A 22,601-nucleotide genomic window follows, 5' to 3' on the forward strand; every position below is an offset into this window, starting at 1 on the left:
GCTATCTTGCTGTGCTAGAGAGAGAAAATTCTCCGGTCTTCTTGGTGTCTTGTTGCACCGTCGGTGGTCGTCTCTCGCCGTTTCAGAGAGCGGGCTGAGACATGGGTCCGAACTGGAGCCGCAGAAGCCCGCTGCAGGAATTATTTCTCTGATTCCCGGGACGGAACCCGAGGGGCAGCCTCCCGGGTCGTGCGGACTCTAGGGCAGAAGCAGGATCGCGACCGGGATGACCGTTCCGGCGAGCAGCGCCCAGCGCGCGACGATCTTCAGCCGCCCCATCGTCACACCCATCCAGACGCCCAGCAGGGTCGACAGGAAGAGGCCGACCGAGACCAGGACGAAGAACCACTGGAGCAGGCTCTTCGAAAGCGGCGTCGCGGGCGTCCCGGCCTCCTCAGGCGCGGCGGGGCCAGCCGGGCGCGCCGGCTCGGGCCGGGGCGCCCGGGGCGCGCGCATGGCGAAGACCTGATCCTTGTGAACCCGGCCCAGCTTCTCGATCACCGGCGCGGGCGTATAGCCGGGCTGGCTCTCCTGGAGGCGGAAGATCTACAGCCCTCCGGTCACCGCGAACATCAGGATCGAGGGCGCGATGACCATGCCGAGAACCGTGTGAATCTGACGCGCCAGCATGGGCCAGGCGACGGGACGGGGGGAGGGCATGGGCGTTATCCGGTTGACCCCGATGCCTTAGGCCCGAACCGAAACGCTTGCGAGGCTTAAGCGCAGGCCTCCACCGCCTCGGCGTGGAGGTGGACGACGAAGCAGTGCTCCGGGCCGCCGTCCTCGGACTGGACCATGACGCGAAGTTCGTCGTCCTCGGCCCAGGGCGCATGTGCCTCGGCGAAATGAAGCGCCGCATCCTCGAAACTGCGGGCTTCGAGGATGTGGCAATGACCGGTATCGGTGTGGGCGACGTAACGGGCGGCTTGGGGCATTTCGCGCTCCTGGCGTTGGTGTCCGAACGCTGAACGCCTGACCCGCGAAATGGATTCAACCGCCGTTACGCGGGCTGTGGACGGTTCTGCATCGCGCCGGTCATGGGAATGAAGAAGACCCCGACGTCGCGGCGGCTGCGGACCCGGCCGTCAGCGTCCTTGGTGTAAACGTAGAGGACCTGACCACGCCGGAAGGGCTGGCCGATCGGGATGATCAGCTTGCCGCCGGGCTTGAGCTGGCGGAACAGCTCGGGCGGAGCGTACTGGGCGACGCAGGTCAGCATGATGGTGTCGAAACCCTCGGTCACCTCAGGCCAGCCGAAATAGCCGTCGCCGACCTTGCCATGGACGTTGTCGTAGCCGAGCGGGGCCCAGATCTTGCCGACCGCCTCGCCGATCGGCTGGATGATCTCGATGGTGTAGCTGTCGCGGACGACGCGGCTGAGAAGCGACGACTGGAAGCCCGATCCGGTGCCGATTTCCAGCGTCACGTCAGTCGGCTTGGGCGCCGCCAGCTGGGTCATATAGGCCTGACCCAGATAGTCGGAGAGCACAGAGCCATGGCCGATAGCCCAGGGCTTCGGGTTGGCCTCCCAGGCCTGATACGCGGTCGAGGCGTCCGAGGCGTAGGCGTAGTGGAAATACTCGCGCGGCAGGCTTTCGAAGGCCTGGATCACGTTCGGGTCGTGGGCGCCGAAGCGGCCGTCGAGATAGGTCCTGATGCGTTCGATGGCGGCGGGCTTGCGGGCCTGGATCTCGGCGAACTGGGCCTCGGTGATGGCGTGCGGGCGGCCGGACGCGGACATGGCGGCGTTGAAACGAGCGTAGGTCCAGGGTTCCGTCGGCATACGGACGGTCGGCGAAACGGCCGAGGCTTCGCCAGCGGCGGCCTGCGTGGGAGCGGCCGGTGCGGGGGCCACTGCCCCTCCGGCGGCTTGCGTCGGATTGAGGCGGGCCTGGACGGTCTTCATCGTGTTCTCGTCGCAGGCGGCGAGGCCGGTCAGGGATGCGGCGCCGGCCGCGGTCAACAGGGTGCGGCGATTCACGGTCATGCAGGGCTCGTCTGGCTCTGGACGGACTGGCCGGGGCCAGTCTGGTCCGGGAAGGGGTCAAGGCGGGCGGGTTCGGGCGTGGGCAGGTCGGCGAAAGGATCGATCGGCACGGCGGGCTCGAACACCGGGACGGTCTTTCGGACAGCCGCGCCGACCGGCAGGACGAGGAAGGCGAGCGCGTAGAGGCCGGCCGCAACGATCAGCAGGGACGAGAAGCCGACATCGCGGCTCATCAGATTCGCGAGCGGCGTGGCGACGACGGAGAAGGCGCCGTTCAGCCCCCAGGCCCACGGAAGCGCCCGGCCGTCGCCGACCCGGATCAGGCCGAGCGGGAACGGCAGGCCGAGCGCCAGCGACACGGGCGCGGCGGCGAGGACGACGAGGCCGGCCTTGATCGCCCAGGATTGGTCGAGGGTGCGCATCATGAAGTCCTCGGCGCCGACCAGCATGGCGCCGATCCAGCCGAGGACCGCGATCAGGCCGATCAGGGAGGCGACCTTGGGCAGGCGCGCGCAGTGTCCCGCGATCATACTGCCGAGGCCCGAGAAGATCAGCATGGCCGTCAGGACCAGGGCGAAGGCGGACGAATAGTCGTTCAGATAGAAGGCCGCCTTGTCGATCAGGAAGATCTCGACCAGCAGGAAGCCGAGGCCCAGCGCCGGGAAATAGAGGGCGGGCCAGAGTTTAGACTTCTCCTTCACCCCGCCCGCACGACGGCGGAACAGGGCGGGGGCGGCCAGCACCAGAAGGGCGATGAGGATGGCCTGACCCAGGACGGCGATGTTCACCAGGGCGCCAATCTCGGCCTGGGGCAGGACCTCGAGCCGCTTGATCAATGTGTCGAGGCGTTCGAGGCGCAGGGAGGAATAGAAGGCGGGGCGATCCAGCGTCGCGGGGCGGACGTGGAAAGCGTTCGACGATGGCGAGGGTTGGCCGGCGAGGACGGCGGCGACCTCGTTGGCGATGGCGTCGTCGGGGCCGTTCGAAGTCATCTGGCCGGTGTCGAACGAGACGCTGGGCAGGTCGTTGAACAGGGTCGCGCGCGCCGCCACGACATCCATGCCGGGACGCCACGAGACGTCGAACGACCGTTCGGCGCACCAGGCCTGGAGCACGGCGACATCGGCGGAGGACCAGGCGGTCGGGCTGATCAGGATGCGGGCGTTCCAGGCGGAACGGTAGATCAGGACGTGGGCTGACGGGTCGGTGATGCCCTTGGCGAGGAGGGCCGCTCGGGCGGTCGACAGGACCCTCAGAGCATAGACCGGGAAATCGCGGATGGAGACGGAGATCGACACCGCCCCGCCCGGCTTCAGCGCGGCGAGATAGGCGGCCAGCGCCTCCCCGGTGACGCCGGTGACATTGGCCGGGGCAGCGTCCACGAAGTCGGCGGAGAGGTCGATGATGTCGTAGGCGTCCGGACCGGCGCGCCAGGCGGCAGCGATGGGGCCTCCGTCCAGCAGGGTGACCCGGGCGTCCGAGGCCAGCGCCGGGGACGGACCGAGACCGGCGGCGAGGGCGTGGCGCAGGACGGGCTCGCCCTCGACGCCGTCGACGCGGGCGGCGCCCAGCGTCAGGGCCTCGGCGACGCGGTAGCCGCCGGACAGGCCGACGAGCAGGACGGTCGGAGACGGGCGCAGGGCATAGGGGGCGGCGCTGAGGGCGCTGGGCGCATAGGCGGCGTCGAGCGGGCCGGCCTTGGGCAGGGAGGCGATGCGGTTGCCGTCACGATACAGGCCATAGGTCGAGGGCGGACCGGCGATCCCCATCAGGCCGGCGTTGTTGGAGACGTCGGCGTCGACCCGCTCGGTGAAGTTCTCGAGCAGCAGATAGTGGCCGCGCGGCTGGCGGATCTCGGCCACGGCGGCCGCGCCCGGCGTATTCAACGGGGCGTAGATGGCCTTGAACTCGGAGAAGGCGGGGGGCACGCCCAGGAAGAGGATGGCCTCGCCCCCGATCAGCGCCGCCCCGGCCAGCCCGATGCCCAGCCCACGGAACCGGCCTGGCTGGAATAGGGGAGCCAGGGCCAAGGGGATCAACAGGACGGGGGCCAGCAGGAAGGGGTGGACGACGAACATCAGGCCGAGCGCGAGGGCCGCGCCGAGCCCTGCGCCGATCAGGTCGTAGCCGTAGACCCGGCCGATCTCCCGGTGGTTCAGAACGAAGACCAAGCTGATGTAGAGGCCGGCAAGGAAGAAGAACGGCAAGAGTGCCGCGTAGTAGAGGCCGATGTTGGCCACCTGGTCGGGCCAGGTGGTGGGGTTCTGGAGCTGTAGCGGATTGAACGGGTTGGCCGTCACCTGCTGGTAGCCGACCGCCGCGGCGATCACCATGGCGGCAGGCAGGACGGTCCGGAGGATCACGCCGTGGCGGGCGACGCTGTCGCGGAACAGGGCGACGACCACGCCAGACAGGGCGAACCCGGCCATGACGATGGAAATGATCCAGTAGCCGTACTCCGACCATTTCGCGACGGCGAAATAGCGGGTCAGGGCGTTCTCGATCCCGACCACGCCCATGGCGATCAGGAACAGCGGGATCAGGGCCGCGCGGGTCTTGCCGGTCAGATCGGGGGCGGCGGTCATTCGATAGGCCTCGGCCCGACCTGATGCTCGATGAAGTCGATCAGCAGGGCGTTGAACCGCTCGGGCTCGTCGACGAACAGGGCGTGGCCGGCGTCCTCAAAAACCTCCATCGAGGCCCGTTCGTGGGTGCGCATCAGGATGCGGCCCTGCTCGCGCCAGCGAGGGCGGACCACGTAGAGGGTCGGGACTCCGATCGAATGCACGGCCGCCGACCAGTATTCGCGGGGCGCGTCGTAGGCCAGCAGGCGACGCTCGTCTTCGACCGACATGCGCAGGGCCTGATCGGTGAGTCTGGCGCGATAGTCCGCACCCGGATCATGAGCGAACATGGAGGCAACGAAGGCGGCCCGGCGTTCGCGACGTTCGGACGGCGTCGGCTCGGGCGGCGCGGCGGCGGACCGGCGCTGGGCCGGAGCGGCGGGGGGCGGTCCTTCGCCGATGGAATTGTCGATCAGGACGAGGCCCGCGACCCGGGCATGGATTCCGGCGTCGGCGATCCAGGCCAGACTGTCGAGCACGCCCAGCGACCAGCCGACCAGAACGACACTGCCGTTGCCGATGTGAGCTATCAGTTCGCCGATGTCGCGGCCACGTCGCTCCCGGGTGTAGCCGAAGCGGGTCACTTCGCTCTCGCCCTGGCCGCGCGGGTCCAGCGCAACGACGTGATAGCGGTCGTCAAGAGCATCGATCTGGCCCTGGAATATCCACGCGGGCATGGTCCAGCCGGGGACGAAGACCACGGTCCGGGCCTCCGAAGGACCCGCCTCCAGATAGTGAAGGCGGGCCCCGTCGGAAGTGATGAAGGTGCGGCTCTCAGCCGCCTCGACCGTACCCCCCGATACGGCCGTCGCACTCGCGAGAACGGCTCCGCCAAGCACGCCGACCATGGCCGCCCGTGTCCATGCCGGCAGGGTCAGAAGTCCGTTACGCCCCATCGCGGCGCATGTGACGCACACCCGCGTTCGATGTCGACAGGGTTCGCCGGTGACGGGAGCGATAGGGTTAAGAGCGTGGCCCGAACGGCACGACCTTGTTCTCACGATCGTGGGCGATGTCGGCGGGGCCGAGGTAGGGGATGCCCGAGCGCTCGCACCAGAACTGGACGATCTGTTCGCCGGTCAGGCCGAAGTCAGGCTCGTTGACGGTGACGTCGGTGAACCGGCCTGCGCGGATGCCGGCGACGCGACGGATCGAGGGCTGGCTGGTCAGGTGGAACATCATCCGGTCGATCCGGTAGGCGGCCTCGGACACGTCCTCCAGCATCAGGACATGGCCGGTCAGGTCGGGCTCCAGCGGCGTGCCCAGCAGCTGGTCGAGGACGGTCAGGTTGAAGGCGACGGCGGGGCGCGGGTCGGTCAGCAGCGAGGGTTCGAGCCCCTCGGTCTCGCCCTTGCGCAGCCAGTTCAGGGACCGGAAGCCGGTCGCATCGTTGCGAACGCCGTCGGACGCCATCGGGCCGTGGGCGACGTCGAAGCCGTTCTTGTACAGGATGGCCAGCATCGAGCCGACGTCGGAATAGCCGAGGTAGCGCTTGGCCTTCGCCACATCGGTCAGGCGCGGCATGACCGCTTCTGCGATGCGGCATGAGCCATAGCCGCCGCGCGCGAACCAGATGTGATCCAGTCGCGGGTCGTTGGCGAACTCCACGAAGGCGTCGGCGCGGGCGGCGTCGTCGCCGGCGAAATGGCCGGACTTGTCGAAGCTGTTGGGATGGAAGGCGACGGTGACCTCGCCCAGCGGGAACTGCAGGTCGAACCATGCCTGGATGGCTTCGCCGCGCTCCTTCGCGAAGCGGGACGAGACGGCGACGACCCCGATCTTCATTCTTGTGTTCCCTCCCCGGCTTCTCCTCTTTAGTCACCGGACCATGAGCGAACCATCCTATTTCTTCTGCGGCATCGGCGGGTCGGGCATGCTCCCGCTGGCCATGATCGTCCAGGCGCGCGGCGCGGCGATCGAGGGCTCGGACCGGGCGCTGGATCAGGGCCGGACGCCGGAGAAGTTCGACTGGCTGCGGGCGCATGGCGTGGTGCTGCATCCGCAGGACGGATCGGGCGTGCGCAGCGGACAGACGGTGGTCGCCACCGGAGCGGTCGAGGACACGGTGCCGGACATCGGGGCGGCGAGGCGCGTGGGCGCGGAGATCGTCACCCGGCCCGAGCTGCTGAGCCAGATCTTCAATGCGGCGCCGACCTCGGTGGGCGTGGCCGGGACCAGCGGCAAGTCGACGATCACCGGCATGATCGCCTGGATTTTGAGTGAGGCGGGCAAGGCGCCGACCGTGATGAACGGGGCGGTGATGCGGAACTTCGCCGACGCCGACCATCCGTTCGCCAGCGCCCTTGTCGGCGGGGCCGACCTGTTCGTGGCCGAGGTGGACGAGAGCGACGGCTCCATCGCCCGCTACGATCCGACGGTGGCGGTGGTGTCGAACATCTCGCTCGATCACAAGTCGATGGAGGAGTTGCGCGACCTGTTCGGCGGCTTCACCGGCCGCGCGCGGACCGCAGTGCTGAACCTCGACAACATCGAGACGGCGGCCCTCGCGCAGACCATGGTCGACGACGGCCGGGCGGAGGCGGTCCTGACGTTCGCGCTCGGGAACGAGGCGGCGGACTATGCGGCGCACGATCTGAAGCCCCTGCCGGCCGGCATGACCTTCGACCTGACGGAGCGCTCCAGCGGCGTGCGGATCGCGGCGACCCTGAACGTGCCGGGCGCACACAATGTGGCCAATGCGCTGGCGGCGCTCGGGGCCGTGCGGGCGCTGGCCGTGCCGCTGGCGGAGGCGGTGAAGTCGCTGGAGACCTTCGCCGGAATCAAGAGGCGGATGGAGGTGGTGGGCGTCGCGAACGGGATCACTGTACTGGACGACTTCGCTCACAACCCGGACAAGATCGCCGCGACAGTGAAGACGCTGCACGCCTTCGACGGGCGGCTGCTGATCCTGTTCCAGCCGCACGGGTTCGGGCCGCTGAAGCTGATGAAACGGGAGTTCATCGAGACCTTCTCCGGACTGCTGAAGCCCGACGACCTGCTGCTGATGCCCGAGCCCGTCTACTACGGCGGCACCACGGATCGCAGCGTGGGGTCGGAAGACATCGCCGCGGGCGTGCGCGCCGAGGGCCGGAACGCCGAGGCCCTGCACGACCGTGCGGCCTGCGGCGACCGGATCGTGGAACTGGCGAAGCCGGGCGACCGGATCATCGTCATGGGCGCGCGGGACGACACGCTGTCGACCTTTGCGGCGGAGCTGCTGGGCCGCCTGTGACCTGAAAGCGCAGGCGAGGGAAAGTTCGCTTTGAGCAAGCAACCGTAGCGGTTGCGGAGTATTCGATCGGGCATGTTCCAGGACGCCCCCGCCGACCTTTCTGACATCGTCGTCACCGCAGCTCGCCTGCCGCCGGCCGCCGGGGACGCCGCCTTTTCCGTGATCCGGCTGGACGAGCGAGTGCTGGGTCGGGCGACGCGGCTGGACGAGGCCTTGCAGACCGTGCCGGCGGTGAGCCTGTTCCGGCGCACCTCAAGCCTGGCGGCCAATCCGACGACCCAGGGGATTTCTCTGCGGGCCATCGCGCCGTCGGGCGCGGGGCGGACGCTGGTGACTTTGGACGGCGTGCCGCTGAACGACCCGTTCGGGGGCTGGGTGCTGTGGTCGCAGGCGGCCCCGGAGAGCCTGTCGGGGCTGGATATCATTCGCGGCGCCGGGGCCGGGCCATACGGCGCGGGCGCGCTGACGGGCGTGATCCAGCTGCGTGAACGGGACGGCGATGGCGGGGCTCTGGATGTGTCGGGCGGCGAATATGGCGGCCAGAGACTGGCCGCCGCGACGACCCTGAGCGCCGGCCGCTTCGCCCTGACCGGAGCGGTGCAGCGGGAGGTGAGCGACGGCTATTTGCCCGTGCGCGGACCGGCGGCGGGCGCGGCCGATGCGCCGCTGGATCTGGCGACGCTGAGCGGGTCGATGCGGGCGGACGTGGCGCTGAGCGATATGACGGCCCTGTCGTTGCGGGCCTCGGCCTATGAGGAGGATCGCGGGTCCGGGCTGGCGGGGGCGCGGTCGTCGGCGACGGGCCAGAGCTATGCGGCGACCGTGTCGCGCACGCCCTCGGCCGGGCGGATGGGCTGGCGGGCGCAGGTGTGGCGGCGCGAGAGCGACTTCTCAAATACCTCGGTTGCGGTGGCGGCGGGTCGTGGATCGACCACGCCGGCCAACAATCAGTTCGCGACTCCGGCCGAGGGCTGGGGCGCCAATCTCGCGTTGCGGCGCGTTGCGGTCGATGTGGTCGGCGGGTTGCTCGAGTGGGAGCTGGGCGCGGACGCCCGTTTCAACGAGGGCGAGACGCAGGAGCTGTTCCGCTACATGGCCGAAGCCTTCACGCGGGATCGTGTCGCAGGCGGCGAGACGTCTGTGATCGGCGCTTACGGCGAGGCGTCGTGGACGGCCGGGCCGTGGCTGGTCGCGGGGGGCTTGCGGCTCGACGGCTGGCAGAATGCGGACGGGCGGCGGATCGAGCGCGACCTCGCGACGGGCCTGCCGGCTCTGAACGAGAGCGATCCGGAGCGGTCGGGCGAGGTCGTCTCAGCGCGGCTGGCAGCGAGACGCGAGCTCGGCGGCGGCCTGGCGGCGCGGGCGGCGGCCTATTCCGGGTTCCGGCCGGCGACGCTGAACGAACTGCACCGACCGTTCCGGGTCGGCAACGATCTGACCGAGGCGAATGCGGCCCTGGTCCCCGAGGAGTTGCAGGGCGTCGAGGCGGGGTTGAACTGGGAAACCGACGCAACATCCGTAGGCGGAACGGTCTTCTGGAACCGCATCGACGACGCCATCGTCAACGTCACCATCGGCGTCGGACCGGGGACCTTCCCGAGGGCGGGCTTCGTGCCGGCGGGCGGGGTTCTGCGCCAGCGCCAGAACGCGGGGACGATCGAGGCGGTGGGCGTCGAGCTGACCGCGAGGCATCGGATCGGCGAGCGGCTGTCGTTCGACGGCGCCCTATCTTGGACGAATGCGGAGGTCGATGGCGGGACCTCGGCGGCCCAACTGACGGGACTGCGACCGGCCCAGGCGCCGGAATGGAGCGCCTCGGTGGGGGCGGACTGGCGCGTCGTGGATCGACTGACGCTGGTCGCGCGGGTTCGCCATGAGAGTGCGCGGTTCGAGGACGATCTGAACACCCGGGTGCTGGGCGCGGCGACGACACTGGATGCGCGGGCCGAGTTCGAGGTCCGAACCGGCGTTATCGCTTATGTCGCCACTGACAACCTGCTCGACGCCGATGTCGAGGTCTCGGAGACCGGCGACGGGGTGGCGGGATTTGGGCCGCCGAGGACTGTGCGGGCCGGGCTGTCGCTGAGCTGGTGATTTGCCCGTTCACTTCATCCGTGCACCCCGGCGAAGGCCGGGGTCCAGATCACGGACGAGGTGGGGCGGATGGCGCACCGCGCCTCAAGTCGTCCGACTGAATTTTCCATCTGGACCCCGGCCTTCGCCGGGGTGCACGGGGAATTTTGAGGACGTCAGACCTCGGACCAGCGGCGCAGCAGGTTGTGATAGACGCCGGTCAGTTCGAGGACGGCCCGGTCTGAAGGCCCCTTGTCGACGGCGACGCGCTGGGTGGCGATGTCGAGCTGGAACAGGGTCTCGCGGTCGTGATCGTCGGCGATCAGGGACTGGATCCAGAAGAAGCTTGAGACCCGGGCGCCCCGGGTGACCGGGGTCACACGGTGCAGGCTGCGCGACGGATAGAGGACCATGTCGCCGGCGGGCAGTTTCACTGTCTGGGGCCCATAGGCGGTCTCGATGGTCAGTTCGCCCCCGTCGTAGTCCGAGGGCTCCGACAGGAAGAGGGTCGCCGACAGGTCAGAGCGGATGCGCAGGCCGGAGGGATGCACGCGGATGGCGTTGTCGACGTGGGCGGCGAACGCCTGGCCGCCCTCGTAGCGGTTGAACAGGGGCGGAAAGACCGTGTGCGGAAGAGCCGCCGAGACGAACATCGGATTGGCGGCCAACGCCTGTTCAATCAGGGCGCCGACCTCGCGGGCGGCGGGCGAGTCCTCGGGCAGCTGGGCGTTGTTCTTGGCGCGAGCCGACTGGTGGCCCGAGGTGACGTTGCCGTCGGTCCAGGGACCGGCGTCGAGGATGGCGCGGAGGCGGGAGACCTCGTCCTTGCTGAAGATGTCGGGGATGTGCAGCAGCAAGGACGAACTCCTCTCCAGCGAGTCTCTAGAAGCGCAGGTTCAGCGCGAGCGTAGCCGAACGACCCGGCGCGGGGTCGGCGTGGTGAACGCCGTTGGTGCGCAGGATATACGTTTCATCGCCTGCGTTCTGAACGTTCAGTTGCAGGCTGGCGCGATCGTTCATGTCCCAGGACGCGAACAGATCCACGCGGGTATAGGCCGGGGCGTAGATGCGGTTGGCGCCGCCGCCCGCGCCGCCCTGGTTGCCGCCGTTGCTGTCCGACACATAATAGACCCCGCCGCCGGCCGAGAAACGGTCGGTGATGTTGTAGGTCGAGAACAGGCTGGCGCTGTGCTTCGGCGTGTTGGCCAGCTCCAGACCCAAGAGCGGGTTGGGCACCACCACGCCGTTGACGATGGTCACCGCGCCGCGAACCAGTTCGGAGTCCATGAAGGTGTAGCCGCCGAACACCTGCCACTTCGGTGTGATGTTGCCGGAGACGCCCAGTTCGACTCCCTGAACCTCGATCTCGCCGGCCTGGGCGAAGTCGGCCGGCCCGGGCCCGACCAGGATGGCGGCGTTCGTGCGTTCGAGGCGAAACAGCGTCGCGCTCAGCTGCAGCTGCTGGCGGAACAGGCTGGCCTTTGCTCCAAGCTCGAAGCTGGTGGTTTCCTCGGGATCGAGCACCCGGGTCGCGAGGTTGCCTGCGCCGTTCGCCGGGGCCGCGTTCTGGTCGCCGCTCGAGATGGTCGGCGGCGTCGAGGAGGTGGCGTAAGAGGCGTAGACGCTGGTGTTGCGCGTGGGCTTCCAGGTCACGCCGGCCTGGTAGTTGAAGAAGTCCCAGCTGGCCTGACGCGGCGTCGTGCCGGTCGCCAGCGGATTCTCGACGCTGTAGTCGTCGTAGCGCACGCCCAGATTCAGGATCCACTGCTCGCCGATCGAGATCGAATCGAAGGCGTACAGGCCGGTCGTTTCGGTCAGGTTGCTCGAGACCGCACCCTTGACGATCGTGCCGGTCCAGGGATCGGACGGGTTCGGGTTGTACAGTTGAGTGCAGTCGAAACCGGTCAGGGGCGCGGGGCAGGCCGAGCCCGACAGCGTGGTGACGGTGTACGACGCATTGTTGTTGCGCTCGCGCGTCAGCTCGAGGCCGACGTCATAGGAGTGGGCCAGGCCGCCCGAGGAGACCGTGCCGAAGATGTCGGTGACGTTCGACAGGGTCCGGGTCGGGTTCCAGCGCGACTTGGTGCCCCGCTTCATCCAGTAGACGCCGTTGATCAGGGCGACGCCGTTGTTGGTGATGTTGCCGCCGTCGCCCGGATTGGTGACGACATAGTCGCTCAGGCTCTCGGAATAGCGGGTGACGTTGCGAATGGTGATCGAGTCCGAAAGCTGCTTGCGGAAGTCCAGAGTGACGGCGTCCTGTTCGCTGACCAGGTAGTCGCGCGCGGTCAGGCCGTAGAAGCTGTCGTAGGGGACATCGAGGATGCCGCTGTCGGTCGTGCGAATGCCGATCTTGGTGAAGAGCGGGATGCCGTAGTCGGGCATCTGGTTGGACGTCACATGATAGTAGCTGGCCGTCAGGCTGGTGTCCGTGCCCAGACCGATGCCGGCCGAGACCAGCACGCCCCATTTGTCGTAGTCGACGGCGTCGCGGCCGGCGACGTCAGCCTGGGCGCCCATCAGGTTGATGCGCAGGGCCGAAGTCTCTCCCAGCGGCGCGTTCCAGTCGACGGCGGCGCGCGCATAGGAGTCCGTGCCCCCGCCCAGCGAGACGGTGGTGAAGCGTTCGAGGCGCGGCTGCTTGCTCGACAGGTTGATCGATCCGCCGCCCGAGCCGCGGCCCGAATAGACCGAGTCCGGCCCCTTGATGACCTCGACCTGCTCCAGGGCGAAGACCTCGCGCTGCTGGCCGCCGGTGTCGCGAATTCCGTCCAGGAAAATGTTGTTGCCCGACGACTGACCGCGGATGAAAGGACGGTCGGCCAGGGGCTGGCCGCCCTCGCCCGCGCCGAAGGTGATGCCGGGCGAGGTGCGCAGCAGGTCCTGCAGCGAGGTGGCGCCGGTCTGCTCGATGATCCGCTGCGGGATCACGGTGACGGCGCGGGGCGTGTCGATGACGTCGGCGGTGAACCGGGGCGACGCCGGCTCGCGGCGCACGCGACGGCCCTCGACATCGACGGTCTCCAGGGTGGACGTGGCCTGGGCCTGCTGCGCATCGGTCGCCGGATCAGCGGTGACTATGACCTCGGGTTCGGCGGCGAAGGCGGGCGCGGCGCACAGCATTCCGGCGGCGGTCGAGGCGCCGAGAAGGGCGCGGAGAGCGTTGGCGTTGGGGAGAGACAATGCGGCGATCCGGTGTTGAAACTGCGATGCGGTCGCAATAGCAGCTTGGCCGGGGCGAGCAAGCCAATTTGCGAATTGGTCGCATTTTCATTCGCAGAACAGCGGCCTGCGGCGTCCTTCCCCCCTTGCGGGTGAAGATGGCGGCGGAAGGCTGACGGATGAGGGGTCGTACCGGCGGTTGGAGGGCAGGCGGGGCTCAAGGGCACGGCCGGTGCGACCTCTCACCCGATCGCGCCGGAACGACGGCTGCGCCGCCGGTGGGCGAGCTCCCTCTCCCGCAGGGGGAGAGGGCCGAGCCCTATCCGACCACCGAGATGCTCGGACGAGCCGCCGGCGCCGGTTCCAACCACGGCGGATCCGGCATGGCCCGATGCGCCTGGGCCAGGGCTTCGGACCAGCGACGGCCGAGGTCCTTGAAATAGGGGTCGTCGGCTTCGATGCGGCGCTGGTCGCCGTGCAGGGCGTCGCGCGGGATGACGATCATGTCGAACGGCGGACCGACGGCGATGTTCGAGCGGATGGTCGAATCGAAGCTGATCAGCCCCAGCTTGACTGCCTCGGACATCGGCGTGTCGGGACGCAGGGCGCGGTCCAGGATGGGCTTGCCGTATTTGAGCTCGCCGATCTGGAGGTAGGGGGTGTCGGTCCCGCACTCGATGAAATTGCCCTGGGCGTAGATCAGGTAGAGACCCATCTTGCCGCCCCGGACCTGTCCGCCCAGCAGCATGGAGGCGGTGATCTTGAGCGCGTCCGCCTCGACGGTCGGCTGCAGATCCTGACGCACCTGGTTGAGGCAATAGCCGACCAGCTGGGCCGCACGGAACAGGGTCGGGCAGGTCTCGAGCGTTTCCGGCACGTCGTGGCCGGGCATGCGCACGCCCTCTGCCAGCATGGCGAGGGCCGTCTGGGTGACCGACAGGTTACCGGCGGTGGCGATGGAGATGACGCGGTCGCCGGTGATCTCGGTGACGTGCAGCTTCTTGTAGGAGGAGATGTTGTCCACACCGGCGTTCGTGCGGGTGTCGGCGATCATCGCCAGACCCTCATCCACCATCATGCCGACGCAGTAAGTCATAGAGAAAGACCGGCCCCTAGCGAGGGCCTCCATCCGACTGGAACAGTCACGTTAACAGATTCGGGAATCAAGACGAGGTTAACAGCGTTCATGACCAGCCCTGCGACTGCTGTTGCTGCTGGGTCTGTTGCATCTGACGCACACGCAGGGCGACCGTCATGGTCTCGCGGCCGCCGCCGTAGCTGGTGCCGCGAATGGGCGAGGCGCCCAGGGCGTCGAGGCCGGACGCGACGCGGACATAGTGTTCCGTCGGACTGATGCCGTTGGCGGCGTCGAAGCCGACCCAGCCCAGATCCTCGACCCAGGCCTCGGCCCAGGCGTGGGCGGCGTCCTGGTTCTCGATCCCGTCGGACCGGTGCAGGTGGCCAGAGATGTAGCGGGCCGGAATGCCCATGCGGCGGGCGGCCGAGATGAAGATCTGGGCGTGGTCCTGGCAGACGCCCTGACGCTGGGCCCAGGCGTCGGCGGCCGTGTGGTCGGCGGTGGTCGAGCCGACCATGAAGGCGACCTGCGCGTGGATCGCGGCCATCAGCCGATGCAGGCGGGCGAGCGTATCGCCCCCCTCCCCCACCTCGACCGCGAGCTGGCGCAGAGCCTCGTCGGCGTGGGTCAGAGGGGTGTCGCGCAGGAAGACCAGGGGCGAAAGGCGCTCGGGCGAACCGCGCAGGACCCCGCCGGTGTCCACCGTGGCGACCTCTCCGGTCACCCGGACCATCAGGCTCTCGGTCGGGCGCTCGGTATAGAGGGTGTGGACGATGTTGCCGAAGGCGTCCTCCGAGCGACGCAGGTGGGCGTCGACGTCGGTCTCAATACGCCAGTCCCGGACCTGCTGGCCCTCGGTCGAGCGCGGCGTCAGGCGCAGGACCTGGACGATGAACCGCGCGGCGCGGTCATAGGCGTAGCGGGTTTCGTGATCGATCCGGATACGCATCAGACGAGGTACTGGTCTTGGATGGCGGCGGCCAGGGCGTTGTTCTCGCTGAGGAAGGCCAGGATGTATTCGTGCAGGCCGGACTGGAAGATCTCTTCGATATTGGTCTCGTTGAACCGGGTCAGGCGGGCTGAGGCGATGCGCTGGGCCGGGCCGCGCCGGCCGTAGTCGGTGGCCAGACGGTCGAGGTAGGAGACGATCATCCCCTGACAGCTGGCCAGCGAACGCGGCATCTGGCGGTTCAGGACCATCAGGTCGGCGACCAGCCAGGGTCGGACGCTCTCGCGATAGACCCAGCGGTAGGCGGTCAGGGCGGACACTTCGCGCAGCAGGGTGGTCCACTGGAAATAGTCGAGCTGGCCGCCGACCCGCTCTCCGGCCGGAAGCAGCAGGTGGTATTTGACGTCCAGCAGGCGGGCGGTGTTGTCGGCCCGCTCGATCGCCATGCCGAGACGCAGGAACCAGTACGCATCATTCCGCAACATGGTCCGGGACGAGGCGCCCTCGACGGCCAGGCTGACGTTCTTCACCCATTCGAGGAAGCGGACGAAGTCATCGCGTTTGGTCGGTTCGCCGAACTCGTTGAGACCGTTCCAGGCGCCGTTGATGGCTTCCCAGAGCTCGATGGTCAGGGCGGTGCGGACCGAGCGGGCGTTGGTGCGGGCCGCCGTGATGCAGGCGCGGATCGAGGAGGGATTGTCGGGGGCGAAGGCCAGGTATTCGCGGACCGACTTCTCCGACGGCGTGCGGGCGCTGGCGGCGAACTGGCGGGATACGCCGGCCGAGGCGATGGCGCTGGCCCAGGCGGTGGCGGCGGCGCCGTCGCGCGCCGGCAAGGCGGCCAGACGCACGGCCGCCTCGAGGATGCGCGCGAGGAAGTCGGCGCGCTCCATATAGCGGCCGGTCCAGTACAGGCTCTCTGCGGTGCGGCTCAGCATCAGTCGTCCAACACCCAGGTATCCTTGGTTCCGCCGCCCTGGCTGGAGTTTACGACCAGCGAGCCCTGTTTCAACGCCACCCGCGTCAGGCCGCCCGGTGCGACGCGGATGCCGGCGGGGCTCGACAGGACGAAGGGGCGCAGGTCGACGTGGCGCGGCGACAGGGCGCCCGAACTGTCCAGCGTCGGCGCGGTCGACAGGGCAAGGGTCGGCTGGGCGATGAAGTCGTCGGGGTCGGCGATCAGCTTCTTCCGGAAGGCCTCGATCTCGGCCTTGGTCGAGGCCGGGCCGACCAGCATGCCGTAGCCGCCGGAACCTCCGACCTCCTTGACGACCAGCTCGGGGAGTTTGTGGAGCACCTCTTTCAGTGCATCCGGTTCGCGGCAGCGCCAGGTCGGGACGTTGCCGAGAATCGCATCCCCGCCTGAGAAGAACCTGATGATCTCAGGCATGTAGGTGTAGACGGCCTTGTCGTCGGCGACGCCGGTTCCGACCGCGTTCGACAGGGTGACGTTGCCGGCGGTGTAGGCCGCCATCAGGCCAGGAACGCCGACGGTCGAGTCCGGGCGGAAGGTCAGCGGGTCAATCCAGTCGTCGTCGACGCGACGATAGATGACGTCCACACGCTTGGGCCCCTCGGTCGTGCGCATGAAGACGATGTCGTCGTTGACGAACAGGTCCCCGCCCTCGACCAGCTCGACCCCCAGCTTGTCGGCCAGGAAGCTGTGCTCGTAGTAGGCCGAGTTGAACGGGCCGGGCGTCAGGACGACGATGTTCGGATCGGCGCCGGCGTGCTCGGGCGCGCTGGCCCGCAGCGAGGCCAGCAGCATGTCGGTATAGGTCTCGACCGGGCGGATGCGGTGTTCGGCGAACAGGTCGGGGAAGAGCCGCATCATCATCTCGCGGTTCTCCAGCATGTAGGAGACGCCCGAGGGGGTGCGGCAGTTGTCCTCCAGCACCACAAACCCGTCCTCACCCGTGCGGACCAGATCGACGCCGCAGATGTGGGTCCAGATGTCGCCGGGAGGACGGCGGCCCTGCATCTCGGGCCGGTAGTGGGGGTTGGTGAAGATCAGCTCGGCCGGGACGATGCCGGCCTTGATGCACTCCTGCGGGCCGTAGATGTCCTTGAGGAAGGCGTTGATCGCGCTGACACGCTGCTTCAACCCCTTTTCCAGCTCATCCCATTCGGTCTTGCCGATGATGCGGGGCACCACGTCGAAGGGGATCAGGCGCTCGTTGGATTCGACATCGCCGTAGACGGCGAAGGTCACGCCCATGCGGCGGAAGAACAGTTCCGCCTGACGCGACCGGGCCTGGAGCAGGTCGGCCGGCGCGGTTTCGAGCCACCGGGCGAGCGTCCGGTAGCTCTTTCGGACCTCTTTCGATCCGGCGTGGCCTGACATTTCGTCGAACGTGACGGTCGCTCCCGCGCTTGTGGCCACTTTGATGAATGGGCAGCGTGGACCGGGCGACAACCGATGCGCAACAGTTTTGTTGCGGTGCGGAATAGGTTTTCCGGCTTTGAACCCTACCGGGTCACGACATCCCGGCGCATGGGGGCGAGTTTTGCCAGGAAGCGGTTCTGGGCCGGGAAGGCGACGCCCTCTTCCGACATGGCGATCTGCAGGTTCTCGACCAGGGCGCCCATGTCGGAGGGCTGGAGCCCGAGATCGCGGTGGGCGGTTTCCATGTCGCGGCCGCTGTAGGTCGTCGGGCCGCCGAGGATGTAGCCGAACTGTTCCTTCAGGGTGCGGCGCAGACGGATGAGGTCGTGGCTGACGAAGGCGCCGGCGATGCGGGTGTCGGCGACGCTGCGGTCGACCAGGGCGTCGACAATGCGCGACACGCCCTCGGCGCCGTGGAAGGCCTCCCACATGGCCGTACCTTCGAACGGCGTCGCGCCGGCGTGGGCGTTGGCGCGCTCATAAGGTTCGACGGCTTCCTCGGCCGGATGCTCGGTCGACATGACGACGGGCGGGACCGCGAAGTCGTCCTGGGCCGCGTCCTGAGCATAGGCGGAGGCGGCCAGCAGGCTGGCGGCCGAGGCGAGAAGCAGGATGCGCATGGTCAGAACCCGGCCTGGAGCGAAAGGTAGAAGCCGCGCTGGTCCTGGAAGGTCGCGATGGATCCCAGGTCGACGTATGCGGCGGTGACGGACAGATGGCGGTTCAGGGCCCAGGCGGCATAGACGTCGACCCAGTCGTCCTCTTTCGCGAAGCCGAGGTTGTCGGGCTTGGTCCGGTATTCGGCGCCGACGACAAGGTTGCGGCTCAGCAGATAGCCGACCGAGCCCTCGAACTGAGGCTCCATGTCGGTGTTGCGGTCGCCGCCGAAGCCCAGAAGGCCCGTCTGGTTGGCGTCGGTGAAGCGGACCGCGCCGGAGAGCAACAGGCTGTTGGCCAGGAATAGCTTGGTCGCGGCGACATAGTATTCCGTGCCCTCGTCGTCATGACCGCCGACAGCGCGGATGATCGCGCCCTGGTCGTTGGACTTGTGCTGCAGGCCGACGGCGACCTGGGGCAGCCAGGTATTCTGATCATAGACGGCGTCGCCGATCAGCTTGACCTTCACGCCGACGATATCCTGGGTGAAGGTGAAGCCCCGACCGATGCTGAGGGCGGCGCCCGTGTCGCCGGTGTCGAACTCCTGACGCGCGACCGACAGCTCGACCCGGTCCCACAGGCCCACGGCGGCGCCCCAGGACCGCAGCTCATAGTCGGGGACATTGACGTATGTGGCGTGGACATTGCCGCCGATGCCGTCCTCGTCGCCATAGCCGGTCGTGACAGCCCAGGTCGCCAGGCCGCCGCCGCCCGAGCCCTCGATAGTCGAGACGCCGCCAGTCAGCAGAAGCTTGCCGCCCGTGCGGCTTTCCGGGATCCAGTCGAAGGCCTGGGCCGAGGCTGCGGTGGGCGCCGCGAGACCGCCGAGGATGGCCAGGGCGGCGAAAACGCCGGTGGAGAGGTTCACGGAAAGGCCTTCTAGAGGGAGCGCAGTTTCTCTCGACCTAGGATGTTCGTGGTTAAACCCGAGTAAAGCGAACGCCGGTAACCGAACAAAACACCAGGCTTTATCATGCAAACCGGCACTATCATTGGTTGCATTTCGATTTACTCGACTTTCATTCCGTCACTCTACAGACATCTGATGCGTCTTCTTCTCGCGATTATCCTGGCTTTCATTTGCGGTCCCGCGTTCGCGGGCGACCTGACCGTCAGCGTCCGCGACAACGCCGGGCGGCCGGTCCGTGATGCGGTGGTGACGGTCACGCCCAACGCCGGCGTCCCGCGCGGTCCCATCCGCTTTTCCTGGCCGCTTCGCGTCGTGCAGCAGGACGTCCAGTTCCAGCCCTATGTGCTGATCGCGCCAGTCGGGGCGACGGTCTCCTTCCCCAACCTCGATCGGGTGAGGCACCACATCTATTCGTTCTCGCGCGGCAACCGGTTCGAGATCGAGCTGTTCGGCCGCGACCAGACCCGCACCCATGTGTTCGCCGCCGCTGGAGTCGCAGCGTTGGGCTGCAACATTCATGACCAGATGCTGGCCTATGTGCGGGTCGTCGACACCCCCTACGCGGGCAAGACCAATGCGTCGGGCGATGTCGTCATTCCGGCGATCCCGGCGGGCGCCGCGCGACTGGTCGTCTGGCATCCGCAGCTGAACGTGCGCGGCAACGAACAGGCCTACACCCTGACCATCGGCGCCGGCGCGGGGCGCCAGACAGCGACCGGCGACTTCTCCGCACGGGCGGCCGTGCGATGATCGTCGCCCGCTTCACGAATCTGAGGACGCGCCTGACCGTCCTCTACATGGGGATGTTCGGCGTCGCCCTGATCCTTGTGGCGCTGGCGGTGTTCACCGCCATCACCGGCAGCGCGCGCAGCCTGGTTCGGGACCAGCTGGGCGCGACCGGCGCCGTGTACGGACAGATCTGGGCCTCGCAGTCTGCGCAGCTGCGCCAGGGCGCATCCGTCCTTGCCCAGGACTACGGGTTCCGCGAAGCCATCGCGACCAACGACGAGCCGACGGTTCGGTCGGCGCTCGACAATCTGCGCGCCCGCCAGAAGGTGGACGGCGCCCTGATTCTGGGCGTGGACGGATATGTCACCGCCGCCGGTGTCGATCTGGACGAGGCGACGACCGACACCCTGTGGAAGGGCCTGAACGGCGGAGACATCGACGCCGGCGTCCTGAGCATCAACGGCCAGCCCTATCAGGCGGTGTCGGCGCCGGTGATGGCGCCGGTGCTGATCGGCTGGGTCGTGTTCGTCGAGCGGCTGGACCAGGCGCAGATGCGCAATCTGGAAGGGCTGTCGGCCATTCCGCTGTCGGCCTCGGTTCTTACATCCTCGGCTGACGGCTGGCGCGACATGGCCGGCCCGACGAGTGCGCTCGGCGGCGCCATCGACAGTGTCCTGGCCGCCGGCGACGAAAGGCCCGAGACCACCCGCACGCCCCAGGGCGAGGCAATGGTCCTGGCCCGCCCCCTGCCCAGCTTCGACGTCGCCGCTCCCGCCGTCCTGACCCTGAGCTATCCCATGGCGCGGGCGATGAAACCATTCGAGGCGATGTTCTGGGCGCTGGGCGCCATCGCCCTGATCGGCCTGGCCATCCTGATGGTCGGGACCTGGATGTTGTCGCGCGGTCTGACGCGGCCGATCACCGAACTCGACGAAGCGGTGCACCGTCTGCAGAACGGCGAACACGCCGAGGTGGAGGTCACCTCCTCCGACGAGATCGGCCGCCTCGCCGCCAGCTTCAACGCCATGGCCGGAGACATCCGCGACCGCGAACTGCGTCTGACCCATATGGCCCTGCATGACCAGGAGACGGGTCTGCCCAACCGGCTCTGGCTGGAACGCGAGGCCAGCCGGTCGAGCGAGGGCTATGTCGTCCTGTTCGGCGTCGACCGGTTCGAGATCGTGCGCAACGCTATCGGCTATGACTCCATGGCCCAGCTGGTCGGAGCGCTGGGGTCGCGCCTGTCGGCGGCGGCGGGCGGCGGGCGCGTGGCCCGGGTCGCCGCCGGCGCGGTCGGCATGATCCTGGATGCCGAAAACGACGCCGACGCCATCGAACAGGCGCTCCGGTTCTGCTCCGTCGCCGAAGTGCCGGTGAAGCTGATCGGCGCCACGGTGGACGCGGCGCTCAGCGCCGGCATCGGTCGCGCGCGCGGCGATAATGGCGGGGTGGACTCCGTCGTCGATCGGGCCGGCATCGGTCTGGATCAGGCGCGCGCCGCCCATCGCAAGGCCGCCCTGTTCGACGCCACGGCCTATGGCGACCCCGTGGGCAACCTCAGCCTGATCGGCGAGTTGATGACCGCGCTGGAAACGGCCCAGGTCTGGATGGCCTATCAGCCGAAATACGACCTGCGCGCCGACGCCATCACCGGCGTCGAGGCGCTGATGCGCTGGAACCATCCGCGCCGAGGTTTCGTCTCGCCGGATCTGTTCATCATCATGGCCGAGGAGACCGGCCAGATCCGCGCCCTGACCGAATGGGCCGTGCGGCAGTCGATCACGGACCAGAGGGTGCTGGCCGAGGCCGGCCACACTGTGACGATGTCGGTCAACATCTCAGGCCGCCTGTTGTCGGACGAAAGCTTCGCCGACTTCGCCCTGGAGGCCGTCGCGGCCTCGGGCGCCGACCTGTGTTTCGAGATCACCGAGACGGCGGTCATCGACAATCCCGAGATCGCGCTCGGCATCATCGAGCGGTTCTCGGCGGCGGGCGTGGCGGTGTCGATCGACGACTACGGCTCCGGCCTGTCATCCCTGGCCTATCTGAAGCGGATCAAGGCCGATGAGCTGAAGATCGACAAGGCCTTCGTGTTGTCGCTGGACGAAAGCTCTCGCGACGCCCTGCTGGTCAAGTCGACCATCGACCTGGCCCACTCGCTGGGACTGAAGGTCACGGCCGAGGGGGTGGAGACGCCGACGGCGCTGGCCCTGCTGCGCGGCATGGGGTGCGACAACGCCCAGGGCTATCTGATCGCCAGGCCGTTGCCGTTGGCCGGACTGATCGAGCGGCTGGAGAAGCCGGCGGTCGAGGCGAAGAGCGTGGCGGCTTAAAGGGCCGGCTGGCGGCTGGTGGCTGGAGCGTTGCTCCGTCACCGAGATCACCGAAACCACACATCGCCAATCACCAGCCAGCAGCCACGCGCCGAAGGGGCCCCTTGACCGTTCCACTGTTACAGCATAGTGGAACGCGCAGATGTCCGAGATCAGCCCTCTTAATCCCGCGCCGCTCGCACCTGAACGCCAGACGGCGGATCGGGCGGCGCTGTACGACGCCCTGCTGTCGCTGAAGACGCGGGACGAACTGCACGTCTTTCTGAACGACCTGTGCACCCCCGCGGAACTGCGGGCCTTCGCCGAGCGCTGGGCCGTGGCGCGGCTGCTGGACCAGAAGACCAAATCCTATCGCGAGATCGCCCACGAGGCCGGGGCCAGCCCGACCACCGTCGTGCGCGTCGCGCGGTTCCTGAAAGAGATGCCGCATCAGGGCTACCGCCTGGTGCTGGACCGAACGAACAAGAAAGCCTGATCTTCC

The 22,601-nt window shown here is 68.1% G+C and carries 19 protein-coding genes; 5 read left to right on the plus strand and 14 right to left on the minus strand.

Annotated features, from left to right (window positions below):
- Positions 1–198: 198 nt before the first annotated feature.
- The 6 genes from ACW17Y_RS13100 to ACW17Y_RS13125 form a co-directional block, all read right to left on the minus strand.
- Positions 199–501 (minus strand): hypothetical protein, encoded by a 303-nt coding sequence (locus ACW17Y_RS13100; protein WP_492036121.1) that lies wholly within the window; start codon positions 499–501, stop codon positions 199–201.
- A 215-nt stretch (positions 502–716) separates the two neighbouring features.
- Entirely contained in the window at positions 717–935 is a 219-nt protein-coding gene (locus ACW17Y_RS13105) for a DUF5961 family protein (RefSeq protein WP_492036122.1), read from the minus strand.
- Positions 936–1,000: 65 nt separating this feature from the next.
- The gene (locus tag ACW17Y_RS13110) at positions 1,001–1,987 is read right to left on the minus strand and encodes a protein-L-isoaspartate O-methyltransferase family protein (protein ID WP_492036123.1); all 987 of its coding nucleotides are present in this window, start codon (positions 1,985–1,987) and stop codon (positions 1,001–1,003) included.
- Complete coding sequence (locus tag ACW17Y_RS13115) at positions 1,984–4,572, minus strand: hypothetical protein (RefSeq protein ID WP_492036124.1); 2,589 nt, start codon at positions 4,570–4,572, stop codon at positions 1,984–1,986. Before ACW17Y_RS13115 ends, ACW17Y_RS13110 begins: the two co-directional genes overlap by 4 nt.
- The gene (locus ACW17Y_RS13120) at positions 4,569–5,507 is read right to left on the minus strand and encodes an alpha/beta fold hydrolase (RefSeq protein ID WP_492036125.1); all 939 of its coding nucleotides are present in this window, start codon (positions 5,505–5,507) and stop codon (positions 4,569–4,571) included. The genes ACW17Y_RS13115 and ACW17Y_RS13120 overlap by 4 nt, the downstream gene beginning before the upstream one ends.
- Before the next feature lie 67 nt (positions 5,508–5,574).
- A complete protein-coding gene (locus ACW17Y_RS13125; RefSeq protein WP_492036126.1) occupies positions 5,575–6,396 on the minus strand; it encodes an LD-carboxypeptidase in 822 nt (273 codons plus the stop codon).
- A gap of 43 nt (positions 6,397–6,439) precedes the next feature.
- On the opposite strand from ACW17Y_RS13125, the gene ACW17Y_RS13130 reads away from it, so the two are divergent.
- Both ACW17Y_RS13130 and ACW17Y_RS13135 read left to right on the plus strand, forming a co-directional pair.
- A complete protein-coding gene (locus ACW17Y_RS13130; protein ID WP_492036127.1) occupies positions 6,440–7,843 on the plus strand; it encodes a UDP-N-acetylmuramate--L-alanine ligase in 1,404 nt (467 codons plus the stop codon).
- A 72-nt stretch (positions 7,844–7,915) separates the two neighbouring features.
- A complete protein-coding gene (locus tag ACW17Y_RS13135; RefSeq protein WP_492036128.1) occupies positions 7,916–9,937 on the plus strand; it encodes a TonB-dependent receptor in 2,022 nt (673 codons plus the stop codon).
- A gap of 155 nt (positions 9,938–10,092) precedes the next feature.
- Here ACW17Y_RS13135 and ACW17Y_RS13140 read toward each other — a convergent pair whose 3' ends face one another.
- The 8 genes from ACW17Y_RS13140 to ACW17Y_RS13175 form a co-directional block, all read right to left on the minus strand.
- A complete protein-coding gene (locus ACW17Y_RS13140; protein WP_492036129.1) occupies positions 10,093–10,773 on the minus strand; it encodes a Fe2+-dependent dioxygenase in 681 nt (226 codons plus the stop codon).
- A gap of 25 nt (positions 10,774–10,798) precedes the next feature.
- Complete coding sequence (locus ACW17Y_RS13145; RefSeq protein ID WP_492038302.1) at positions 10,799–13,039, minus strand: TonB-dependent receptor; 2,241 nt, start codon at positions 13,037–13,039, stop codon at positions 10,799–10,801.
- Positions 13,040–13,397: 358 nt separating this feature from the next.
- Entirely contained in the window at positions 13,398–14,174 is a 777-nt protein-coding gene (locus ACW17Y_RS13150) for a proteasome-type protease (protein ID WP_492036130.1), read from the minus strand.
- Positions 14,175–14,262: 88 nt separating this feature from the next.
- On the minus strand, positions 14,263–15,105 hold the full coding sequence (locus ACW17Y_RS13155) for a transglutaminase family protein (protein ID WP_492036131.1): 843 nt from the start codon (positions 15,103–15,105) through the stop codon (positions 14,263–14,265).
- Complete coding sequence (locus tag ACW17Y_RS13160; protein WP_492036132.1) at positions 15,105–16,043, minus strand: alpha-E domain-containing protein; 939 nt, start codon at positions 16,041–16,043, stop codon at positions 15,105–15,107. The genes ACW17Y_RS13155 and ACW17Y_RS13160 overlap by 1 nt, the downstream gene beginning before the upstream one ends.
- A complete protein-coding gene (locus ACW17Y_RS13165) occupies positions 16,043–17,449 on the minus strand; it encodes a circularly permuted type 2 ATP-grasp protein (protein ID WP_492036133.1) in 1,407 nt (468 codons plus the stop codon). Before ACW17Y_RS13165 ends, ACW17Y_RS13160 begins: the two co-directional genes overlap by 1 nt.
- A gap of 125 nt (positions 17,450–17,574) precedes the next feature.
- Entirely contained in the window at positions 17,575–18,111 is a 537-nt protein-coding gene (locus ACW17Y_RS13170; RefSeq protein WP_492036134.1) for a group I truncated hemoglobin, read from the minus strand.
- Between the two features lie 2 nt (positions 18,112–18,113).
- A complete protein-coding gene (locus ACW17Y_RS13175) occupies positions 18,114–19,016 on the minus strand; it encodes a DUF3034 family protein (protein ID WP_492036135.1) in 903 nt (300 codons plus the stop codon).
- A gap of 177 nt (positions 19,017–19,193) precedes the next feature.
- Between ACW17Y_RS13175 and ACW17Y_RS13180 the strand changes: the two genes are divergently transcribed.
- From ACW17Y_RS13180 to ACW17Y_RS13190, 3 genes are all read left to right on the plus strand, one after another.
- A complete protein-coding gene (locus ACW17Y_RS13180) occupies positions 19,194–19,808 on the plus strand; it encodes a cupredoxin domain-containing protein (protein ID WP_492036136.1) in 615 nt (204 codons plus the stop codon).
- Positions 19,805–22,120: a putative bifunctional diguanylate cyclase/phosphodiesterase gene (locus tag ACW17Y_RS13185; RefSeq protein ID WP_492036137.1), complete on the plus strand. Its 2,316-nt coding sequence runs from the start codon at positions 19,805–19,807 to the stop codon at positions 22,118–22,120. Before ACW17Y_RS13180 ends, ACW17Y_RS13185 begins: the two co-directional genes overlap by 4 nt.
- Positions 22,121–22,262: 142 nt before the next feature.
- Positions 22,263–22,595: a YerC/YecD family TrpR-related protein gene (locus ACW17Y_RS13190; RefSeq protein WP_492036138.1), complete on the plus strand. Its 333-nt coding sequence runs from the start codon at positions 22,263–22,265 to the stop codon at positions 22,593–22,595.
- The last annotated feature ends 6 nt before the right edge of the window (positions 22,596–22,601 follow it).

The organism is Brevundimonas sp. AVps7, assembly GCF_058681545.1.

Coding starts and splice junctions, on each gene's coding strand:
- ACW17Y_RS13135 (WP_492036128.1), top strand. CDS start 7,916: ATGTTCCAGGACGCCCCCGCCGACCTTTCTGACATCGTCGTCACCGCA.
- ACW17Y_RS13115 (WP_492036124.1), bottom strand. CDS start 4,572: ATGACCGCCGCCCCCGATCTGACCGGCAAGACCCGCGCGGCCCTGATC.
- ACW17Y_RS13160 (WP_492036132.1), bottom strand. CDS start 16,043: ATGCTGAGCCGCACCGCAGAGAGCCTGTACTGGACCGGCCGCTATATG.
- ACW17Y_RS13190 (WP_492036138.1), top strand. CDS start 22,263: ATGTCCGAGATCAGCCCTCTTAATCCCGCGCCGCTCGCACCTGAACGC.
- ACW17Y_RS13180 (WP_492036136.1), top strand. CDS start 19,194: ATGCGTCTTCTTCTCGCGATTATCCTGGCTTTCATTTGCGGTCCCGCG.
- ACW17Y_RS13105 (WP_492036122.1), bottom strand. CDS start 935: ATGCCCCAAGCCGCCCGTTACGTCGCCCACACCGATACCGGTCATTGC.
- ACW17Y_RS13110 (WP_492036123.1), bottom strand. CDS start 1,987: ATGACCGTGAATCGCCGCACCCTGTTGACCGCGGCCGGCGCCGCATCC.
- ACW17Y_RS13125 (WP_492036126.1), bottom strand. CDS start 6,396: ATGAAGATCGGGGTCGTCGCCGTCTCGTCCCGCTTCGCGAAGGAGCGC.
- ACW17Y_RS13120 (WP_492036125.1), bottom strand. CDS start 5,507: ATGGGGCGTAACGGACTTCTGACCCTGCCGGCATGGACACGGGCGGCC.
- ACW17Y_RS13165 (WP_492036133.1), bottom strand. CDS start 17,449: ATGTCAGGCCACGCCGGATCGAAAGAGGTCCGAAAGAGCTACCGGACG.
- ACW17Y_RS13155 (WP_492036131.1), bottom strand. CDS start 15,105: ATGCGTATCCGGATCGATCACGAAACCCGCTACGCCTATGACCGCGCC.
- ACW17Y_RS13185 (WP_492036137.1), top strand. CDS start 19,805: ATGATCGTCGCCCGCTTCACGAATCTGAGGACGCGCCTGACCGTCCTC.
- ACW17Y_RS13145 (WP_492038302.1), bottom strand. CDS start 13,039: ATGCTGTGCGCCGCGCCCGCCTTCGCCGCCGAACCCGAGGTCATAGTC.
- ACW17Y_RS13130 (WP_492036127.1), top strand. CDS start 6,440: ATGAGCGAACCATCCTATTTCTTCTGCGGCATCGGCGGGTCGGGCATG.
- ACW17Y_RS13170 (WP_492036134.1), bottom strand. CDS start 18,111: ATGCGCATCCTGCTTCTCGCCTCGGCCGCCAGCCTGCTGGCCGCCTCC.
- ACW17Y_RS13150 (WP_492036130.1), bottom strand. CDS start 14,174: ATGACTTACTGCGTCGGCATGATGGTGGATGAGGGTCTGGCGATGATC.